Below are 15,772 nucleotides of genomic sequence, written 5' to 3'. Positions count from 1 at the left end.
CGACCGCCGAAACCAGCCGATCCCGCGCGAACAACAGATCCTCCGCCTCGGCCAGACACACCCCCGCAGACTCCGGCACCACCGCGAGAGCCAGAGCGGACGCCATCTCCCGAACCGACGCCACCAACGGCCACGACACCCGACCCGCGCCCCTCGCAGTAGCACCGGAGGGGTCGTCGGCGCCTGAAGCCCCGGCGGCCTCGCCCCCACTCAGAGGCTCGCTCCCACTCAGAGGCTCATCTCCGCCGGGAGCTGCGTCCTCGCCCGGAGCGTCGCCGTCGCTGGAAGTCTGGTCACGGGCAGGGGCATCGGCATGGCTTGGGGCGGCGGCCGTGCTGTGGTCGGTGGCGCTCAACCTTCCGTCGTCCGTGGGGCCCTCGATGGGGAAAAGGGGAGATTCGAGAGAAACGCTGTGGTTGTCAGTGGCTGCGCCCGGCTTTTCATTGCCGGCGCGAGCGGAAGGAACGGAATCCTTGTCGGGGGCGAGAGCCGAGCTGCCGTCCGATTTCCAGGCCTTCGTTCGAGCCGTGATTTGTTCCCACCACTCGGCATCGCATGGACCGGCCTGAGAAGGGCGCTCGTGCCGCGAAAGGAACTCCGATGACCCGAAGAGCTCCATCACGCCCGCCCCCTCTCCTCGAATATTCGAACGCGCATATGAATAATGTCATGTCTGAACGAGTGATCGCAATGGATTTGTGGCGAGGATTAGGAAATTAGTTTGAAATCAAATTCCATAATATGTCCCTTATTAGTGGGCATAGTGGTGCACCACGGGTCGGAACGGACGAGGCGTCTTTTGGGTGGCCGACATGTGTCTGTCTACCGGCATACATCTGTCGATGCGTCTCGGGTTCGTCCGCCGCTTCCGGTTAGCGTGCCGTCACGCCCCTTCGGCGCTTGTTGCTTATCGGCGGGCCGACGTCGGCTCGCAACGGGTGGCGCATGATCCCTGACCTTCGCAACTCGATGGTCGTCCACTCATGGTCAGGGAGCGGTGACCTCGGTCGGGTCCGCATGCGCCGGTGGATGCTCTGCCATTCGGATTCCGGGTCTTGCCGAATCGCATGCGGTCACGGTCAGTCGCTTGGCGCAGTCTGAATCCACACAAGAGTTGGCCTGGGGGTGAAATGTCCCCGCTGGGCGTCATAATGGGCGATCGGGACCACTCTCCGCGTGCATTCGGTCCGCATTCTGGCCAATTAATTCAAGACGTCACATGCGGGATCAGTCCCACCAGAATGACCAGGCGTTCTTGCCGCAGATCTGCTCGGCGTAGTCCGCGAGCGTTCCGGGCCCCTGCAGGATGCTGTCGGGGCAGAACGTCCAGTGCTCGGCGGCGACGTGCAGCGCGTGCTCGAAGGTGGCCGGAGGCGCGGCGACGCTGAGGTCGAGGGTGTTGAATCCCATGCCGATCACCCGTACGCCGAAACGTTCCTCCCAGCTACGCACGACGGCGGCCAGGGGGACGGCCCATTCGTTGTGGTGCACCGCGCCCTGCCAGCCCATCACCGCGAGGACGTCGGCACCCCGCTCGACCGCCGCCAGCCCGAGCGGGGTGCGGCGTCCGGCCACGATCCGGGCGTACCAGTCGGCCACCACCTCGGGGTCGGCCACCAACCGGCCGGGTTCCGCTGTGCCCGGACAGTCCTGGCCGTAGGGTGCGAGGTCGGCCACCCCGCCGGCGAGCAGGTCCTGCCAGACCTCCGCCATGAAGGCGCCGGCCCGGTAGTTGTCGATCTCGGACGCCGGCTCCGGCGCGATCTGCCCCGCCGACCAGGGCTGTACGGAGTCCTCCAGGAGTACGGGCCACAGGCCGGACCGGGGGTGTTCGGCCCGCAGGTGGGCCCACAGCGACGCGGGGACGGGCGCGTCGCTGAGCCAGAACGAGGGGCGGCGGTGTGTCCGGAGCTTGTCGTACTCCGGATCCGGCCACACCAGGGACCCCGGCGGGAGGCCGGACGGGAGGGCGCGGTCGCCTTCGCCGTCCGGAAACAGCAGCCCCAAATGTTCACCATCGTCCGTTCTGATCGCCACTACACCAGGATCTCAGAATCACTCTCGGAGGGATCTAGGGAGTTCGCGGCAGTTCTTGTCGGCTTTCATCCGGATGTCGTCCGCCGCTTTCGGCGGCCATGCGGTCGGCCGCTTCGTAGACCATCCGCGCGTGCAGCTGGAACATCTCGATGAGGTCGACGCCGTCGCCGAGGATCTCCCGCTGAACGAACAGGCCGTCGGCGCCGGCGACGGCGTAGGTGGTGAGGGTCCGCACGGCCTGCTCGTCGAGGCCGGGCGCCAACGTTCGGATCACCTCGGTGACCTTCTGGCGGGCGATGTCGCGAACCTGGAGGAACACTGTTCGCCCCCGCGGCTCCTGCGGACGCCGCTCCATGGCGAGCATGAGCCCCAGGCGCAGGAAGTCCGGCGCCTCGACCAGCGACTTGGCCACTTCGGCGGCCATGGCGACGCCGCGCTCCAGCGGCGTTCCGGCCTCCTCTCCCGGCAACCGCACCGCCGCCAGCCAGGTCTGGAAGCTCTGCTCGATGACCTCGGCGATGAGGTCGTCTTTGTCCTTGAAGTGCCAGTAGATGGAGCTGGGCGGCAGCCCGCACTTGGCGCTGACCGCCGCGATGCTGGTGCCCTCATAACCACGCTCACCGGTGACCTCGATCGCGGCGTCGAGGATGCGCCGGCGCGACTCCACACCGTTGGCGCGTTTACGTACCGCGGATTTGGTCGGCGGCTTGGTCATCGGCGCGTCCCTTCTGTCGGTGCCCCTCGGTACTTGACCTCCTCAGGTGACCAGCTTAGCGTAGCGTTCACTCCAATTGGAGTGAACGCTACAACAAGAGTGATCCCTACAGTAAGGCGGCCGGGTGAACGATGACGATGCCTACGACGTGGCGGTGGTCGGATACGGCCCGACCGGCGTCACCGCGGCGAACCTTCTGGGCGCGATGGGTCTGCGCATCGTCGTGGTAGAACGCGACGCCGACATATTTCCGCGGGCCCGAGCCATCTCCACCGACGAGGAGGTCGTGCGCATCTGGCAGCGCAGCGGCCTGGCCGAGCGGCTCAAGCAGGACATGCTGACCGACCTGCCCATCGATTTCGTCGACGAGCAGGGGCGCTCCTTCGTCAGCGCGCACCTGCCCTCTCGCGGCCACGGCCATCCGCCGCAGATGTTCATCTACCAGCCGGCTCTGGAGCAGGTCCTCCGCGAGGGGGCCGCCCGCCATCCCAACGTCGAGATCCTGCTCGGGCACGAATGCCTGCGGGTGCGCCAGGACGACGACGGGGTCGAGCTGACCCTCGCCCACCTCGGTGACGACACTGTCCGGCGCCTGCGCGCCTCCTATCTGATCGCGGCCGACGGCGGCTCCAGCCTGATCCGGGCACAGCTGAACGTCGGCTACGAAGGACGCACCTACGAAGACCACTGGGTGGTCATCGACACCGAGATGCTCACGACCTGGCCCGGCCACGATCGGTTGCGCTTCCACTGCGACCCGTCCCGGCCGGCCGTGGACTGCCCGACGCCGCTGGGACACCACCGCTGGGAGTTCCCGATCCTGCCGGGCGAGGACGACAGGCGCCTGACCACCGACGAGGCGGTGCAGGACCTGGTGGCCCGCTACGGTGTCGCCAAGGACAGCATCAGAATCCTGCGCGCCACCGTCTACAGCCACCATGTCCGCTTCGCCACCCGCTGGCGCGTCGGCCGGGTCTTCCTCGCCGGTGACGCCGCCCACGCCATGCCGCCCTGGATCGGCCAGGGCATGGCGGCCGGGGTGCGGGATGCCGCCAACCTCTGCTGGAAACTGGCCGCGGTCCTGGCTGGAGAGCTCCCAGAGAGGGTCCTCGACACCTACGAAGCCGAACGGCAGCCCCACGTGCGGGAGATCACCAAACGCGCCGTGTTCGTCGGACGGATCATCACCGAACGGCGCCGGTTCATCACCCAGGTACGCAACCCCGCCCTGCGGGCGCTGGGCCGCGTGCCCGGCCTCCACCGGTTCCTGCAGGGCGCCAGCTGGATACCGGCCGCGCGCTACACCTCCGGGCTGCTCGCCGCACCGCGCACCCGTGCGGCCGGGTTCCTCCTTCCGCAACCGTGGGTCACCCGACCCGATGGCACGCGGGTGCGGCTGGACGACGCGCTCGGCCCCGGCTGGCTGTTGCTGCGCACCGGCACCGCCACGGCTCAGCCCTTCTGGACCCGGCTGGGCGTCCCATCGGTGACCCTCCGCCCCGCCGGATCCCCGGCCGCCGAGGACAGCCTGGTCGACGCCGACGGCGTCCTGCTGGCCTGGATGGCCCGGCACAGCGCCGCGACCGTCGTACTGCGCCCCGACGGATACGTCTACGCCGCGGCGCCCCAAGGAGCCCCGCTTCCGCCACCCCCACACGGATTCACGCCCGCGGCCCGCCCGGCCGCCACCACCAACCCCTGAGGACCGCCATGACCACCCAGACCACCTCGGCGGAGATGCGGGAGCATCTGCTCGACGTCGACGGTAAGAAGATCTTCGTCGCGGAGACCGGCGACGGCCCATCGGTGCTGCTGCTGCACGGCGGCGGCCCCGGCGCCTCCGGCGTCTCCAACTACAGCCGCAACATCGCGGCCCTGGCCACGGAGTACCGCGTCATCGTCCCCGACCTGCCCGGCTACGGCCGCAGCACCAAGGGCGTCGACCCCGACGACCCCTTCGGAGACCTGGCCGCAGGCGTCCGCGGCGTGCTGGACCGGCTCGGCATCGACCGGGCGCACCTGGTCGGCAACTCCTACGGCGGCGCCTGCGCCCTGCGCCTTGCCCTCGACACTCCCCACCGGGTCCACAAGATCGTGCTCATGGGTCCCGGCGGCGTCGGCACCACCCGCTCCCTCCCCACCCCCGGCCTGCGGAAGCTGCTCGCCCACTACACCGGCGAAGGCCCCTCCCGCATGAAGCTGGAGAGATTCATCCGCGAATACCTCGTCTTCAACGCAGCCGACATCCCCGACGCCGTCATCGACGAGCGGTACCAGGCCAGCATCGACCCCGAGGTGATCGCCTCTCCGCCGCTGCGCCGGCCCACCGGCCCCAACGCGCTGCGCACCCTGTGGAAGATGGACGTCACCCGCGACCGGCGACTTTCCCGCCTCCCCGTGCCGACCCTGGTGCTGTGGGGCGCCGAGGACAAGGTCAACCGGCCCAGCGGCGGCCAGGCGCTGGCCCGCATCATGCCGAACTGCGACCTCTACCTGGTCGCCAACACCGGCCACTGGGTGCAGTACGAACGCCCAGAGCTGTTCAACCGCCTCTGCGCCGACTTCCTGGCAGGCCGCCGATGACCACCTCCACGCCCACGCCGTCGGTGTTCGGAGCCGTCCACCTCGGCTATCTCGTCATCGAGACCGACCGCTTCGCCGACTGGCGCCGTTTCGGCACCGACGCCATCGGCATGCACCACGACACCCTCGACACCGATCGCATGCGCTTCCGCCTCGACGACCAGGAATGCCGCTTCCTACTGCGGCGCGGCCCCGCCGAAGACGTCGTCGCCATCGGCTGGCACGTCGACGACCACGCCACCTTCGAACAGATCGAAGCCCGCATCCGTACCCATGGCGTGCCAGTCACGGAGGGCACCGCGGAGGAGGCCGCCCTGCGCGGTGTCGAACGGCTCGTGCGCTTCCCCGGCCCCAAAAGGATCGCCCAGGAGCTCTACACCACCCCCGTGAAGGCCACCCGACCGTTGCGCATGCACAGCGCGGGATTCGTCACCGGCGCCTCCGGCATGGGCCACATCGCCCTGACCTCCACCAAGCCGGCACACATCCGCGGCTACTTCACCACCGTCTTCGACGCCCGCCTGACCGACTACATCGACGAGACCATCAGCGGCGCCAAACTCAGAATCCGCTTCCTTCGCGTCAACGAACGCCACCACTCCATCGCCGTCGCGGCCACCCGGGGCCTACCCGTCGACCCCATCCGCACCCGGATACAGCACCTCAACGTCCAGGTCCGCGAGCTGGACGACCTCGCGCAGAGCTATCAGCGAGTGTGCGAACTCGGCTTCGACATGGCCCTGTCCGTCGGCCAGCACACCAACGACAAGGAACTGTCCTACTACGCCCGCACCCCCTCCGGCTTCGAATGGGAGGTCGGCTGGAACCCCATTGTCGTCGACGAATCCACCTGGCAGCCCGCCACCCACCAGGGCATCAGCATCTGGGGCCACAAACCCGTAGGACAGACCATCGTCGACAAACTCGACCAATTCCGCCGCGGCGCCCGCTCACTGACCCGACACGAAGACGTTGTCCCCGCACTCAGCGGCACCGGCATCCCCGACGACTGACATCGCGAGCCGACAGGGGCTGCGCGCTCAGGGGAGATCCAGCCGGCAGAGGCCTTCGGCCAGGGCCTTCGTGGTCAGGCGCGTACGGCTGTCGCACCCCAGCTTGGCGAAGACGTGCTCCAGGTGGGTGGTGACCGTTCGGACGCTGAGGACCAGTGCGGCGGCGATCTGGGGGTTGGAGTCGCCCCGTGCGACCCGGGTGAGCACCTCCAGTTCCCGCGCCGTCAGCTCGTACGGCAGGGCGCAGGGACGCTCGGCGATGAGGGCGCCCTGGATGGAGCCGTGGAACCCGACACCGGCGCGGTGGACGCGAAGCTCGCGCCACTGGCCGGCCCCGTCGAGCCACAACCCGCGCCGGGAGAGCTCACGCGAGTCGATGAACTCGCGGGCCAGTGCCGCCATGGCCGGCTCGGTGGCCAGCGCGTCGGACGGGGGCCAGCCCGCCACGGTACGGCACCGCCCTCCGCGCTCGAACGCCAGCGCGCGGAAGCCCGGCGGCAACCCGAGCGTGTCGATGACGCACCGGGTGAGGTCCGTGACGTGCGCCAGCGCGGGGGAGACCGCGGAGATCACAGCGGTGGTCTCCGGAGGAAAGGCGTCCCGCGTGTGGAGGTGCAGCAGCCCGGTGTAGCGCCCCTCGGAAAGGAACAGCGGCGTCGTGATCCCGGCCTGCCAGCCGTACGGCTCCAGGTGGCGGCGGAAGTACCGCTCGGTGCCGGGGGAGCCCATGACCAGGGGCTCCTTCAGCGACATCGCCCGGCGATAGGGGGCGAGGCTGGTGTACTCCTCCGCGGCGTCGGCGTCGACGCGGGCGTACCCGGCGGACACCAATGACCGGTGGCGCCCGGTCGCCGGATCGAACGCGACGAACTCGTAGGCCTCCACCGGGATCACCTGACGCAGCGCCGTCATCGCACCGTGCGCCCCGTCCTGGGCTACTCGAAAGCCCAGTTCGGCGACCGCGTGGAGGTGGCGCGCGCTCAGGCTGATCTGATCCATGGGGTCCTCCAGGATTAGCGTGCCCGAGATCGGTTTGGCAAGGAATACGTAAACCATCCGATGTAGGCGCTTGAACCGCTCTTTACCCTCACCGCAACAGTAGAGGCGGAGGATCAGTGACGCTCAGCAGAAGACGAACCGCCGCGCTCGCGGTGGCGGCGGTCATCCTCGGCGGGGTCAGCGGATGCGGCGGTTCGGGCGACGGGCAGGACAAGCAGGGCGGCGGGGACGCGCAGGCGCCGAGCCGGTTCTCGGTCGCGCTCACCGAGCCGGACCACCTGACACCGGGCAACACGTCGAGCAGCTATTCGATCGCGGTGCTCGACACCATCTTCGACACCCCCGTGTACATCGACGCCGACGGCAAGCCGCAGATGCGCGCCGCGGAGTCGGTGACCAGTTCGGACCAGAAGGTCTGGACCATCAAGATCAAGCAGGGTCAGAAGTTCAGCAACGGCGAACCGGTCACCGCCGAGAGCTTCGCGGACTCGTGGAACGCATCGGCGTACGGTCCGAACGGCTGGACCAACAACTACTACTTCGGCAACATCGAGGGCTACGACGCGCTGAACCCCGAGGAGGGCCAGCCGACCACGGACAAGCTGTCCGGACTCAAGGTCGTCGACCCCAACACGTTGGAGGTCACCCTCACCGGCGCGTTCAGCCAGTTCCCGATCACGCTGGCGTACATCGCGTTCGCGCCGATGCCGAAGGCCGCGTTCAAGGACCTCAAGGCGTACGACCAGGCTCCGATCGGGAACGGCCCGTTCGAGCTCGACGGCGCGTGGCAGCACAACAAGCAGATCGCGGTCAAGAAGTCGTCCGCGTACGCGGGTGAGCGCACGGCCCAGTCGGACGGCGTCGACTTCAAGATCTACGCGAGCAGGGACACCGCCTACACCGACCTGCGGGCCGGCAAGGTGGACCTGCTGACGACGATCCCCCCGGCGAGCGCGCCCGAGGCGAAGAAGCTGCTCGGTGACCGCTTCGTGTCGACCGCCGGTGGCACGATGGACTACCTCGGCTTCCCGACGTTCGACAAGCGGTTCGCCAACGCCGACCTGCGCAAGGCCGTCTCGATGGCCATCGACAGGCAGGCGATCGTCGACGCCGTGTTCAACGGGGCGTTCAAGCCGATGTCGTCGCTGGTCGCCCCGCTCGTGCCCGGCTATCGCGAGGGCGCCTGCGGTGAGAGCTGCGCCTACGACCCGGCGAAGGCCAAGCAGCTCTTCGACAAGGCCGGAGGGTTCAGCGGCACGCTCAACCTGTACTTCTCCAACGCCGACCCCAGCTACGAGCAGTGGATGACCGCGGTCGCCAACCAGCTCAAGCAGAACCTCGGCATCCAGGACATCAAGTTCCGCAAGATCCCCGCCTCCGACTACCTGACCACGCTCAGGGAGAAGAAGGAGGACGGTCCGTACCGGAACAACTGGGTCATGGACTATCCGAGCCCGCAGAACTACCTCGAGTACATGTGGGGTGAGGGCAACCGGATGGGCTGGGAGAGCAAGCAGTTCAACGACCTCGTCAAGCAGGCCAACGAGGCGGCCAGCGTCGAGGCCAGCCTCCCGCTCTACCAGCAGGCCGAGGACGTCGCGCTCGCCGAGATGCCGATGATCCCGCTGTGGAACTGGCAGGACCAGTCCGGCTACAGCAAGAGGCTGGGCAACGTCAAGCTCACCGCGTACACCAACAACCTCTACACGATCACGGTCGACCGGCAGTGAGGTACGCCGTCCAGCGCCTGATCCAGGCCGTCCCGGTGTTCATCGTGACCACCTTCCTGATCTACACGATGGTGTTCGCGCTGCCGGGAGACCCGATACTCGCGCTGGCCGGCGACAAGCCGGTGCCCGAGCAGGTGCTCGACGTCATGCGCGAGCGCTACCACCTGAACGACCCCCTGCTCGTCCAGTACGGGCACTACATGCTCGGGGTGTTCAGGGGGGACCTCGGTGAGACCTTCACCGGGCAGCCGGTGAGCGAGCTGCTCCAGGACCGGTGGGCGGTGACCGCGCAGCTCGCGGTCACCGCCTGGATCTTCGAGCTCGTCGTCGGCATCGGCCTGGGGGTCCTCGCGGGCCTCCGTCGCGGCGGAGTCGCCGACACGGCCGTCCTCGCCGGTACGACGTTCGTCATCGCGGTCCCCGTCTTCGTGGTCGGGTACACCGCGCAGATCCTGTTCGGCCTCAATCTGGGGCTGTTCCCGACGGCGGGCACGGACGAAGGCTGGCCGGTCAGCTACCTGCTGCCCGGCATGGTCCTCGGCTCGTTCGGCCTCGCCTACGTCGCCCGCCTCACCCGGACCTCGCTCGTGGAGAACCTCCGCGCCGACTACGTCCGTACGGCCACGGCGAAGGGGCTGCGACGCGGGCGGATCATCGGGCTGCACGCCCTGCGCAACTCGCTGATCCCGGTGGTGACGTATCTCGGCATCGACTTCGGCAACCTCATGGCCGGGGCGGTGGTCACCGAGGGCATCTTCAACCTGCCCGGCATCGGCCAGCAGGTGTTCCAGTCCATCCAGCTCCAGGAGGGTCCCGTCGTCGTCGGCGTCGTCACCCTGCTTGTCATGATCTTCATCGTCGCCAACCTGGTCGTGGACCTCCTGTACGGCGTGCTCGACCCGAGGATCCGCCGTGCTTGAGACCATGCCCCAACCCAGGCCGGAACCCGTGTCCGACGTCCCGGACGAGACCGAGAAGGCCCGCGGCTCGCTGTGGCACGACGCCTGGATGGAACTGCGCGGGCGGGTCGTGTTCTGGCTGTCGGCGGTCATCCTCGTGCTGGCCGGCGCGATGGCGGCCGTCCCCGACGTGTTCGCCGCGATGGGCCCGAACGAGAACTGCAACCTCCGCATGTCGAAGCGGGGCCCCGGCGGCGGTGCGGTCTTCGGCTACGACCTGCAGGGCTGCGACTACTGGTCGCAGATCGTGCACGGCGCCCGGGCGTCCATCATGATCGGCGTCGCGGTCACCGTCTTCGCCTTGGTGATCGCCATCGTCCTCGGGCTGGTCGGCGGTTACTACGGGGGCGTGCTTGACGCGCTGATCTCCCGCGTGACGGACGTCTTCTTCGGCATCCCGTTCGTCCTCGGCGCGACCGTCGTCCTGGTGGCCTTCCCCGGCCACGGGATGTGGGCCATGACGCTGGTCCTCGTCGTGCTGGGATGGACGACGATGACCCGGCTGATGCGCGGTCAGGTGATCGCCGTGAAGGACATGGACTTCGTGGCCGCCGCCCGCATGCTCGGCGCGGGCGACCGGCGGATCATGTTCCGGCACATCCTCCCGAACGCGATCGCGCCGGTCTTCGTGGTCGCCATGCTCAACGTCGGCAACGTGATCGCCGGTGAGGCCACTCTCGACTATCTCGGCGTCGGGCTGCAGTACCCCGACGTGTCGTGGGGGCTGCAGCTCAACGTGGCCCAGGCGTTCTTCGCGGAGTATCCGCACCTGCTCGTCTTCCCCGCGCTGTTCCTCACCGCCACCGTGCTGAGTTTCCTCATGCTCGGTGACGTCGTCAGGGACGCCCTCGACCCGAAGCTCAAATAGCGGCCTCGGCGCCCCGGCGGAAACAGAAGTCTCCGGCACCGTCCTGACCCGGTACCGGAGACTTCGTCGTTCTCGGCTGTCCTGAGGCCGCGTTCTCAGGAGGCGGAGGGTGCCGCCGGGCCGTCGACGAGCAGCCGCTCCAGCACGCGGACGCCGAACTCCAGCCCGTCCACCGGCACCCGCTCGTCCACCCCGTGGAACATCCCGAAGTAGTTCAGGTCACGAGGCAGCATCAGCGGCGCGAAGCCGTACCCCCGGATGCCGATCTTGGCGAACGACTTCGCGTCGGTGCCGCCGCTCATCACGTACGGCACAGGGTGGCCGGTCGGATCCTCGGCGCGGAGGGCCGCGGTGAGGCTGTCGAACAGGCCCTCGGCGGGGGAGGAGACCGCGTCGTCGAGGCTGACGAACTCCCGGGTGACCTTCGGGCCGAGCAGCCGGTCGATCGTCTCCAGGAACTCGTCCCGGAACCCCGGGAGAAACCGGCCGTCCACGTGCGCGTGCGCCGCGCCCGGGATGACGTTGACCTTGTACCCGGCCTCCAGCATCGTCGGGTTGGCCGAGTTGCGCAGGACGCCCCTGAACAGCGTGGCCGCCTGGGGCAGCCGCTCGATCTCCTCGTCCAGCCGGTCGATGTCGATCGTCGTGCCGAGCGCGCGGGAGAGCCCCTCGATCAGTTGCGCCACCGCGGGCGTGAGCCGCACCGGCCACGCGTGGTCGGCGATCCGGACGAGTGCCCGGGACAGCTCCACGACGGGGTTGTCGGCGGCGGGCTTGGAGCCGTGCCCGGCGACACCCTTGGCCGTGAGCCGCATCCACGCGGTGCCTCGCTCGCCCACCGCCACGGGATAGATCCGGGTGCCGCCCTGGTGCCAGCTGAAACCGCCGGACTCGCTGATCGCCTCCGTGCAGTCGGCGAACCAGTCCCGGTGCTTCTCGACGACGTAGCCGGCGCCGTACTCGCCGGTGGCCTCCTCGTCGGCGACGAACGCGAGCACGATGTCGCGCCGGGGACGCACCCCGCGCCGCGCCCACTCGCGCACCGCCGTCAAGGTCATGGACAGGGTGCCCTTCATGTCGACCGCGCCGCGGCCGTGGACGCAGCCGTCCTCCACCTCGCCGGAGAAGGGGTGCAGCCGCCACTCGGACGGGTCGGCCGGGACGACGTCGAGGTGGCCGTGGATCAGCAGCGCGTCCGGGTCCGTGCCGTCACCGGGGATCCGGGCGAGCACGCTGGTGCGCTGCGGGGCGGACTCCACCACCGTCGGCTCGATGCCGACCTCGTCGAGCAGGCCGGCGACGTACTCGGCGGCCTTCCGCTCGCCGGAACCGGGATTGGTGGTGTCGATCCTGATCAGGTTGGAGCAGATGTCGGCGACCTCGGTCATGCGGTATCTCCAGGAGTGAACGTCACGGGTTGGGGCCCCTCAGCACGAGCGGCGGGACCTCAGGCGTCGGGAAGTCGAAGATCAGGCCGTAGAAGGCGAGCTCGGCTTCCAGCACCGCGACGATCGTCTCCTCGCGCCGCCACCCGTGTTGTTCCCCGGGGAACGCCAGGTACGCCCAGCGTCCGCCGTGCCGGTCCAGCTCGGCGGCGAACCGCTCGGCCTGGGACGGATCGACGATCGCGTCCTCCAGGCCGTGCATGAGCAGCGCGGGGCCGGACGCCTGGGCCGCGTGCAGCGCGGGAGAACGATCGATGTAGCGCTGCCGCGTCTCGGGGAGCGGGCCGATCAGCCCGTCGAGGTACCGCGACTCGAAGTCGTGGGTCTCCGCCGCCCAGCTCTCCGGGTCGGCGATCGCGTAGTGGGCGACGGCCCCGCAGAACACGTCGCTGTGCACCAGCGCCGCGAGGGAGGTCCAGCCGCCCGCGCTTCCGCCTCTGATGGCGACCTTCCCGGCCCGGCCGTCGGCGAGCAGCCGGCGTGCCACGGTCTCGGAGTCCCGGACGTCGACGATCCCCCAGTTGTGCCGCAGCCGTTCACGGTAGGCCCGGCCGTACCCGGTGGAACCGCCGTAGTTCACCTCGGCCACGCCGATGCCGCGGCTGGTGAAGTACGCGACCTCCAGGTCGAGGATCGGCGCGGCGGCGCTGGTCGGCCCGCCGTGCACGAACACGACGTACGGCGGAGGCCCCTCGGCCGTGCCCTCCGGTGAGGGCGAGCGGAGCGGCGGGTAGAGATGGGCGTGGACCCCGTCGATCGTCACCGACTCCGGCGTGGGCAGCAGCTCCGCCGGGGGCAGGTTCTTCGCGGGGGACAACGTCTCCCGCACGCCGGTCGCGAGCTCGATCCGCACCACCTCGTAGGGCCGGTACGGCGAGGCCGCCACGCCGACGACGTGGGTGCCGTCGGTGGACAGGGTCGGGGACCAGTAGGTGGCGTCGCCGCCGATCTCCCTCGGCGGCGCGCCGCTCTCGTCGAGCACGCCCAGCCGCCGCCGGTCGGCGGTGCCGTACATCGTGACGAGGCTGCCGCCGGAGACGGCGAAGAACGTCTGGCCGAGCTTCCACACGGCGTCGCCGAACTCCATGGGCAGCGGCGTGAGATTGCGGGCCACCGCGCCGGTCGACGCCGTCTCCGCGCCGCCCGTCTCCGCGCCGCCCGTCTCGCCGCTGTCCGGGGCGCCGGGCGGGAGGTCGAGCGGGACGAGGTGGATGTTCCACCAGCCGGTCGTGTCGGTCACCGCGTACAGGCTCCGCGCGTCGCGCCACTCGGCCTGGGCGACGGCGCCGCCCGCGACGACCGTGTACGGCCGGTCCCCGAGGGGGGCCTCCTCGGCGGAGGCTCCGGACGTGCCGTCGAGAGAGGCCACGCAGAGCTCGGTGGCGTCCCATGGCATGTCCGGGTGGTTCCAACCGATCCACGCGATGTGCCGCCCGTCGGGGGAGATGCGCGGATTCATCAGGAAATGTTGGGCTTGGATGACGACACGGAGCGGCCCACCGTCGAGGGGGACCGCCACGATGGCCCGATCGCGGCCGATCTCCCGTACGCACCACACCTCGTCGCCGTGGATCACGAGATCGCCGTACCGGGCCGGGCCCTCGGGGGTGAGCGGAACCGGCTCACCGCCGGGAGGGCAGCGGTAGAGCCGCTGGTCCGCCCAGTTGGTGAACACCAGCGAGCCCTGATGGGAACGCCACGACCGCCCGCCGTACTCGATCACCCGGTTGCGGGCGTTCCAGCCCTTGGGGAGCACGTCCTCGACGGTCCCGTCGGCGCGGCGCCGTACGACGCAGCGACGGCCGCCCTCATGTGGGCGCGGCTCATCCCACCACACTTCATTACCGGAAATTTCCACCCAAAGCGGTCGATCATCCACCCGGGCCACGTCGATGGCGCTGATGCTCACCGGTTCGGTTCGGCTCACCAGTTTCCTTCGGAGAGAGGGAGTGGGACGTCCGGCGGGTGGACCACATGGACGATCCCCCCGCTGCTGGAGCCGCGCAGCCAGACGTTCTGGAACGCCTCGCGCGGATAGACCCGTCGCACGGTCTCGTCTGAGGGTGCGGCCGGGTCGTTGGCGATCACGTCGCCCGCCGGAGTGATGCCGGTGACGACCATGATGTGCCCGCTGGTCGAGTAACCCGATCCGGGCAACTCATGCTCCTTGAACGACTGCGACGTGATCACCGGGATGCCCGCGCAGATGAAGAGCTCCAGCTCTGACAGTGAGCGTAGCCGGGTGACGAACCCCTCGAGCCCGTAGCGGCCCGCGTAGGCCACCCCGAACGGCCAGTTGCCGGTGCCCTGGTAGCCGTGGTCGTACATGTCACGCGCGGCGTGGTCCACGCCGGGGCACGGATCGTCGGGGGAGACCCACTCCAGGTCCTCCGGGGACGGGCCGCGCCCCCAGTAGCCCAGCACCATCGTGAACGAGGCCGGGCTGCACCAGGACTCGCCGCCGCCGTCCCACTGCGGCTGGTGGCCCGCGTGCACCTTCTGCGACCGGCGCGGCACGTTCAGCTCGACGCCCGCCGCCTCGGCGCGGGGCGCCCGTGCCGACCGCGCGTCCTGCGCGAGCCGCGCGATCCGGGTCGGCTGTGCGTCCCGAGCGTCGTGTGCGTCCTGGGCGTTCGGAGCGGGGGTGGCCGGTGTGGCCAGGAGGGCCGCCGCGGTCAGAGTGGCATGGGTGGCCTCTGCGGCCATCGTGGTGTTCGCGGCCGATGCCGGTTCAAGGGCCGGTTCAAGGGCCGGTTCGAGGGCCGGGACCTGGTCCGGGACCTGGTCCGGGGACTCGTCGGCGAGGGGCCGTCCGGCCGGCGCCGCTCCCGCGCCTGTCGTTCCCGTCACCGCGGTGCTGACCGCGCTCGCGGGTCCTCCGGGGGGCACGGCCGACGCCATCACGCCGATGGATCGTATCGAGGCGCCCTCGCCGTACAGGGTGATCCGGATCCGGTAGGCGACGAGCGGGCGGGTGGCGACGAAGGTGTCCACCGCGACGTCGCCGTCCTGGTCGCCCTGTCCGGGCAGGGAGGTGCGGTGGATGTCGGTGTCACCCTCGGCCCAGCGGCCCATGCAGTACCACTTGGTGAGGGCGCCGCCCACCGTGCGCGCCTGGAGCTCCACTTCCAGCCATGCTCCGGGAGGTGTGTTCGCGGTCCAGGACGGCACCAGCTCCGTCGCGGGGAAACCGATCTCCCGTTCCGGCGAGGTCCAGCGGGTGTACGTCCAGCCCCTGCCACCGTCACCGTCGATGTCGCCGTTTCCGCCGGGGTTGCCGGGTGGGAGGCCGAACGGATCGAGGTAGACGGCCACGCCGCTCTCTTGGCCCTCGAAGGACCACCGGTGGAGTACAACGCTGCTCACGCGTGCCGACGACGGGGTGACCACCTTGTTGATTGTGGTTTGCGACCCTAAGCGGCG

At 69.4% G+C, this 15,772-nt stretch carries 12 protein-coding genes; 6 read left to right on the top strand and 6 right to left on the bottom strand.

The genetic code is table 11. The features are described from left to right. Nucleotides 1–1,227 precede the first annotated feature (1,227 nt). Both IMZ11_RS18665 and IMZ11_RS18660 read right to left on the bottom strand, forming a co-directional pair. Nucleotides 1,228–2,007: a DUF4253 domain-containing protein gene (locus IMZ11_RS18665; RefSeq protein ID WP_228643146.1), complete on the bottom strand. Its 780-nt coding sequence runs from the start codon at nucleotides 2,005–2,007 to the stop codon at nucleotides 1,228–1,230. 64 nt (nucleotides 2,008–2,071) lie between these two features. After that, on the bottom strand, nucleotides 2,072–2,752 hold the full coding sequence (locus IMZ11_RS18660; RefSeq protein WP_228643144.1) for a TetR/AcrR family transcriptional regulator: 681 nt from the start codon (nucleotides 2,750–2,752) through the stop codon (nucleotides 2,072–2,074). Between the two features lie 124 nt (nucleotides 2,753–2,876). On the opposite strand from IMZ11_RS18660, the gene IMZ11_RS18655 reads away from it, so the two are divergent. The 3 genes from IMZ11_RS18655 to IMZ11_RS18645 are packed head-to-tail and all read left to right on the top strand — an operon-like array spanning nucleotide 2,877 to nucleotide 6,348. Further along, nucleotides 2,877–4,454 carry a bifunctional 3-(3-hydroxy-phenyl)propionate/3-hydroxycinnamic acid hydroxylase gene (locus IMZ11_RS18655; RefSeq protein ID WP_228643142.1) on the top strand — a complete coding sequence of 526 codons (1,578 nt, stop codon included), beginning with the start codon at nucleotides 2,877–2,879 and terminating at the stop codon, nucleotides 4,452–4,454. Between the two features lie 8 nt (nucleotides 4,455–4,462). Then, on the top strand, nucleotides 4,463–5,335 hold the full coding sequence (locus IMZ11_RS18650) for an alpha/beta fold hydrolase (protein WP_228643140.1): 873 nt from the start codon (nucleotides 4,463–4,465) through the stop codon (nucleotides 5,333–5,335). After that, nucleotides 5,332–6,348 carry a VOC family protein gene (locus IMZ11_RS18645; RefSeq protein ID WP_228643138.1) on the top strand — a complete coding sequence of 339 codons (1,017 nt, stop codon included), beginning with the start codon at nucleotides 5,332–5,334 and terminating at the stop codon, nucleotides 6,346–6,348. Before IMZ11_RS18650 ends, IMZ11_RS18645 begins: the two co-directional genes overlap by 4 nt. 27 nt (nucleotides 6,349–6,375) lie before the next feature. On the opposite strand, the gene IMZ11_RS18640 is transcribed toward IMZ11_RS18645, so the two are convergent. After that, nucleotides 6,376–7,347 (bottom strand): LuxR C-terminal-related transcriptional regulator, encoded by a 972-nt coding sequence (locus IMZ11_RS18640; RefSeq protein WP_061261489.1) that lies wholly within the window; start codon nucleotides 7,345–7,347, stop codon nucleotides 6,376–6,378. Nucleotides 7,348–7,463: 116 nt separating this feature from the next. On the opposite strand from IMZ11_RS18640, the gene IMZ11_RS18635 reads away from it, so the two are divergent. The 3 genes from IMZ11_RS18635 to IMZ11_RS18625 are packed head-to-tail and all read left to right on the top strand — an operon-like array spanning nucleotide 7,464 to nucleotide 10,904. Continuing rightward, nucleotides 7,464–9,077 (top strand): ABC transporter substrate-binding protein, encoded by a 1,614-nt coding sequence (locus IMZ11_RS18635; protein ID WP_228643136.1) that lies wholly within the window; start codon nucleotides 7,464–7,466, stop codon nucleotides 9,075–9,077. Continuing rightward, nucleotides 9,074–9,997: an ABC transporter permease gene (locus IMZ11_RS18630; RefSeq protein WP_228643134.1), complete on the top strand. Its 924-nt coding sequence runs from the start codon at nucleotides 9,074–9,076 to the stop codon at nucleotides 9,995–9,997. Before IMZ11_RS18635 ends, IMZ11_RS18630 begins: the two co-directional genes overlap by 4 nt. Further along, a complete protein-coding gene (locus tag IMZ11_RS18625) occupies nucleotides 9,990–10,904 on the top strand; it encodes an ABC transporter permease (RefSeq protein WP_228643131.1) in 915 nt (304 codons plus the stop codon). The genes IMZ11_RS18630 and IMZ11_RS18625 overlap by 8 nt, the downstream gene beginning before the upstream one ends. 95 nt (nucleotides 10,905–10,999) lie before the next feature. Here IMZ11_RS18625 and IMZ11_RS18620 read toward each other — a convergent pair whose 3' ends face one another. From IMZ11_RS18620 to IMZ11_RS18610, 3 genes are read right to left on the bottom strand one after another with little or no spacing between them, the layout of a single operon-like run. Beyond that, a complete protein-coding gene (locus tag IMZ11_RS18620) occupies nucleotides 11,000–12,292 on the bottom strand; it encodes a M20/M25/M40 family metallo-hydrolase (protein ID WP_228643129.1) in 1,293 nt (430 codons plus the stop codon). A gap of 22 nt (nucleotides 12,293–12,314) precedes the next feature. After that, on the bottom strand, nucleotides 12,315–14,276 hold the full coding sequence (locus tag IMZ11_RS46250) for a prolyl oligopeptidase family serine peptidase (RefSeq protein WP_228643127.1): 1,962 nt from the start codon (nucleotides 14,274–14,276) through the stop codon (nucleotides 12,315–12,317). Further along, complete coding sequence (locus tag IMZ11_RS18610; RefSeq protein WP_228643125.1) at nucleotides 14,273–15,715, bottom strand: C39 family peptidase; 1,443 nt, start codon at nucleotides 15,713–15,715, stop codon at nucleotides 14,273–14,275. The genes IMZ11_RS46250 and IMZ11_RS18610 overlap by 4 nt, the downstream gene beginning before the upstream one ends. Nucleotides 15,716–15,772 lie beyond the last annotated feature (57 nt).

The organism is Microtetraspora sp. AC03309, assembly GCF_020826795.1.
GTDB lineage: Bacteria > Actinomycetota > Actinomycetes > Streptosporangiales > Streptosporangiaceae > Microtetraspora > Microtetraspora glauca.
This window is presented reverse-complemented; position numbering and strand designations above follow the sequence as displayed.

What these genes read in the sequence shown, in the direction of transcription:
- IMZ11_RS18660 (WP_228643144.1), bottom strand. Translation starts at nt 2,752, where the DNA reads ATGACCAAGCCGCCGACCAAATCCGCGGTACGTAAACGCGCCAACGGT.
- IMZ11_RS18650 (WP_228643140.1), top strand. Translation starts at nt 4,463, where the DNA reads ATGACCACCCAGACCACCTCGGCGGAGATGCGGGAGCATCTGCTCGAC.
- IMZ11_RS18645 (WP_228643138.1), top strand. Translation starts at nt 5,332, where the DNA reads ATGACCACCTCCACGCCCACGCCGTCGGTGTTCGGAGCCGTCCACCTC.
- IMZ11_RS18640 (WP_061261489.1), bottom strand. Translation starts at nt 7,347, where the DNA reads ATGGATCAGATCAGCCTGAGCGCGCGCCACCTCCACGCGGTCGCCGAA.
- IMZ11_RS18620 (WP_228643129.1), bottom strand. Translation starts at nt 12,292, where the DNA reads ATGACCGAGGTCGCCGACATCTGCTCCAACCTGATCAGGATCGACACC.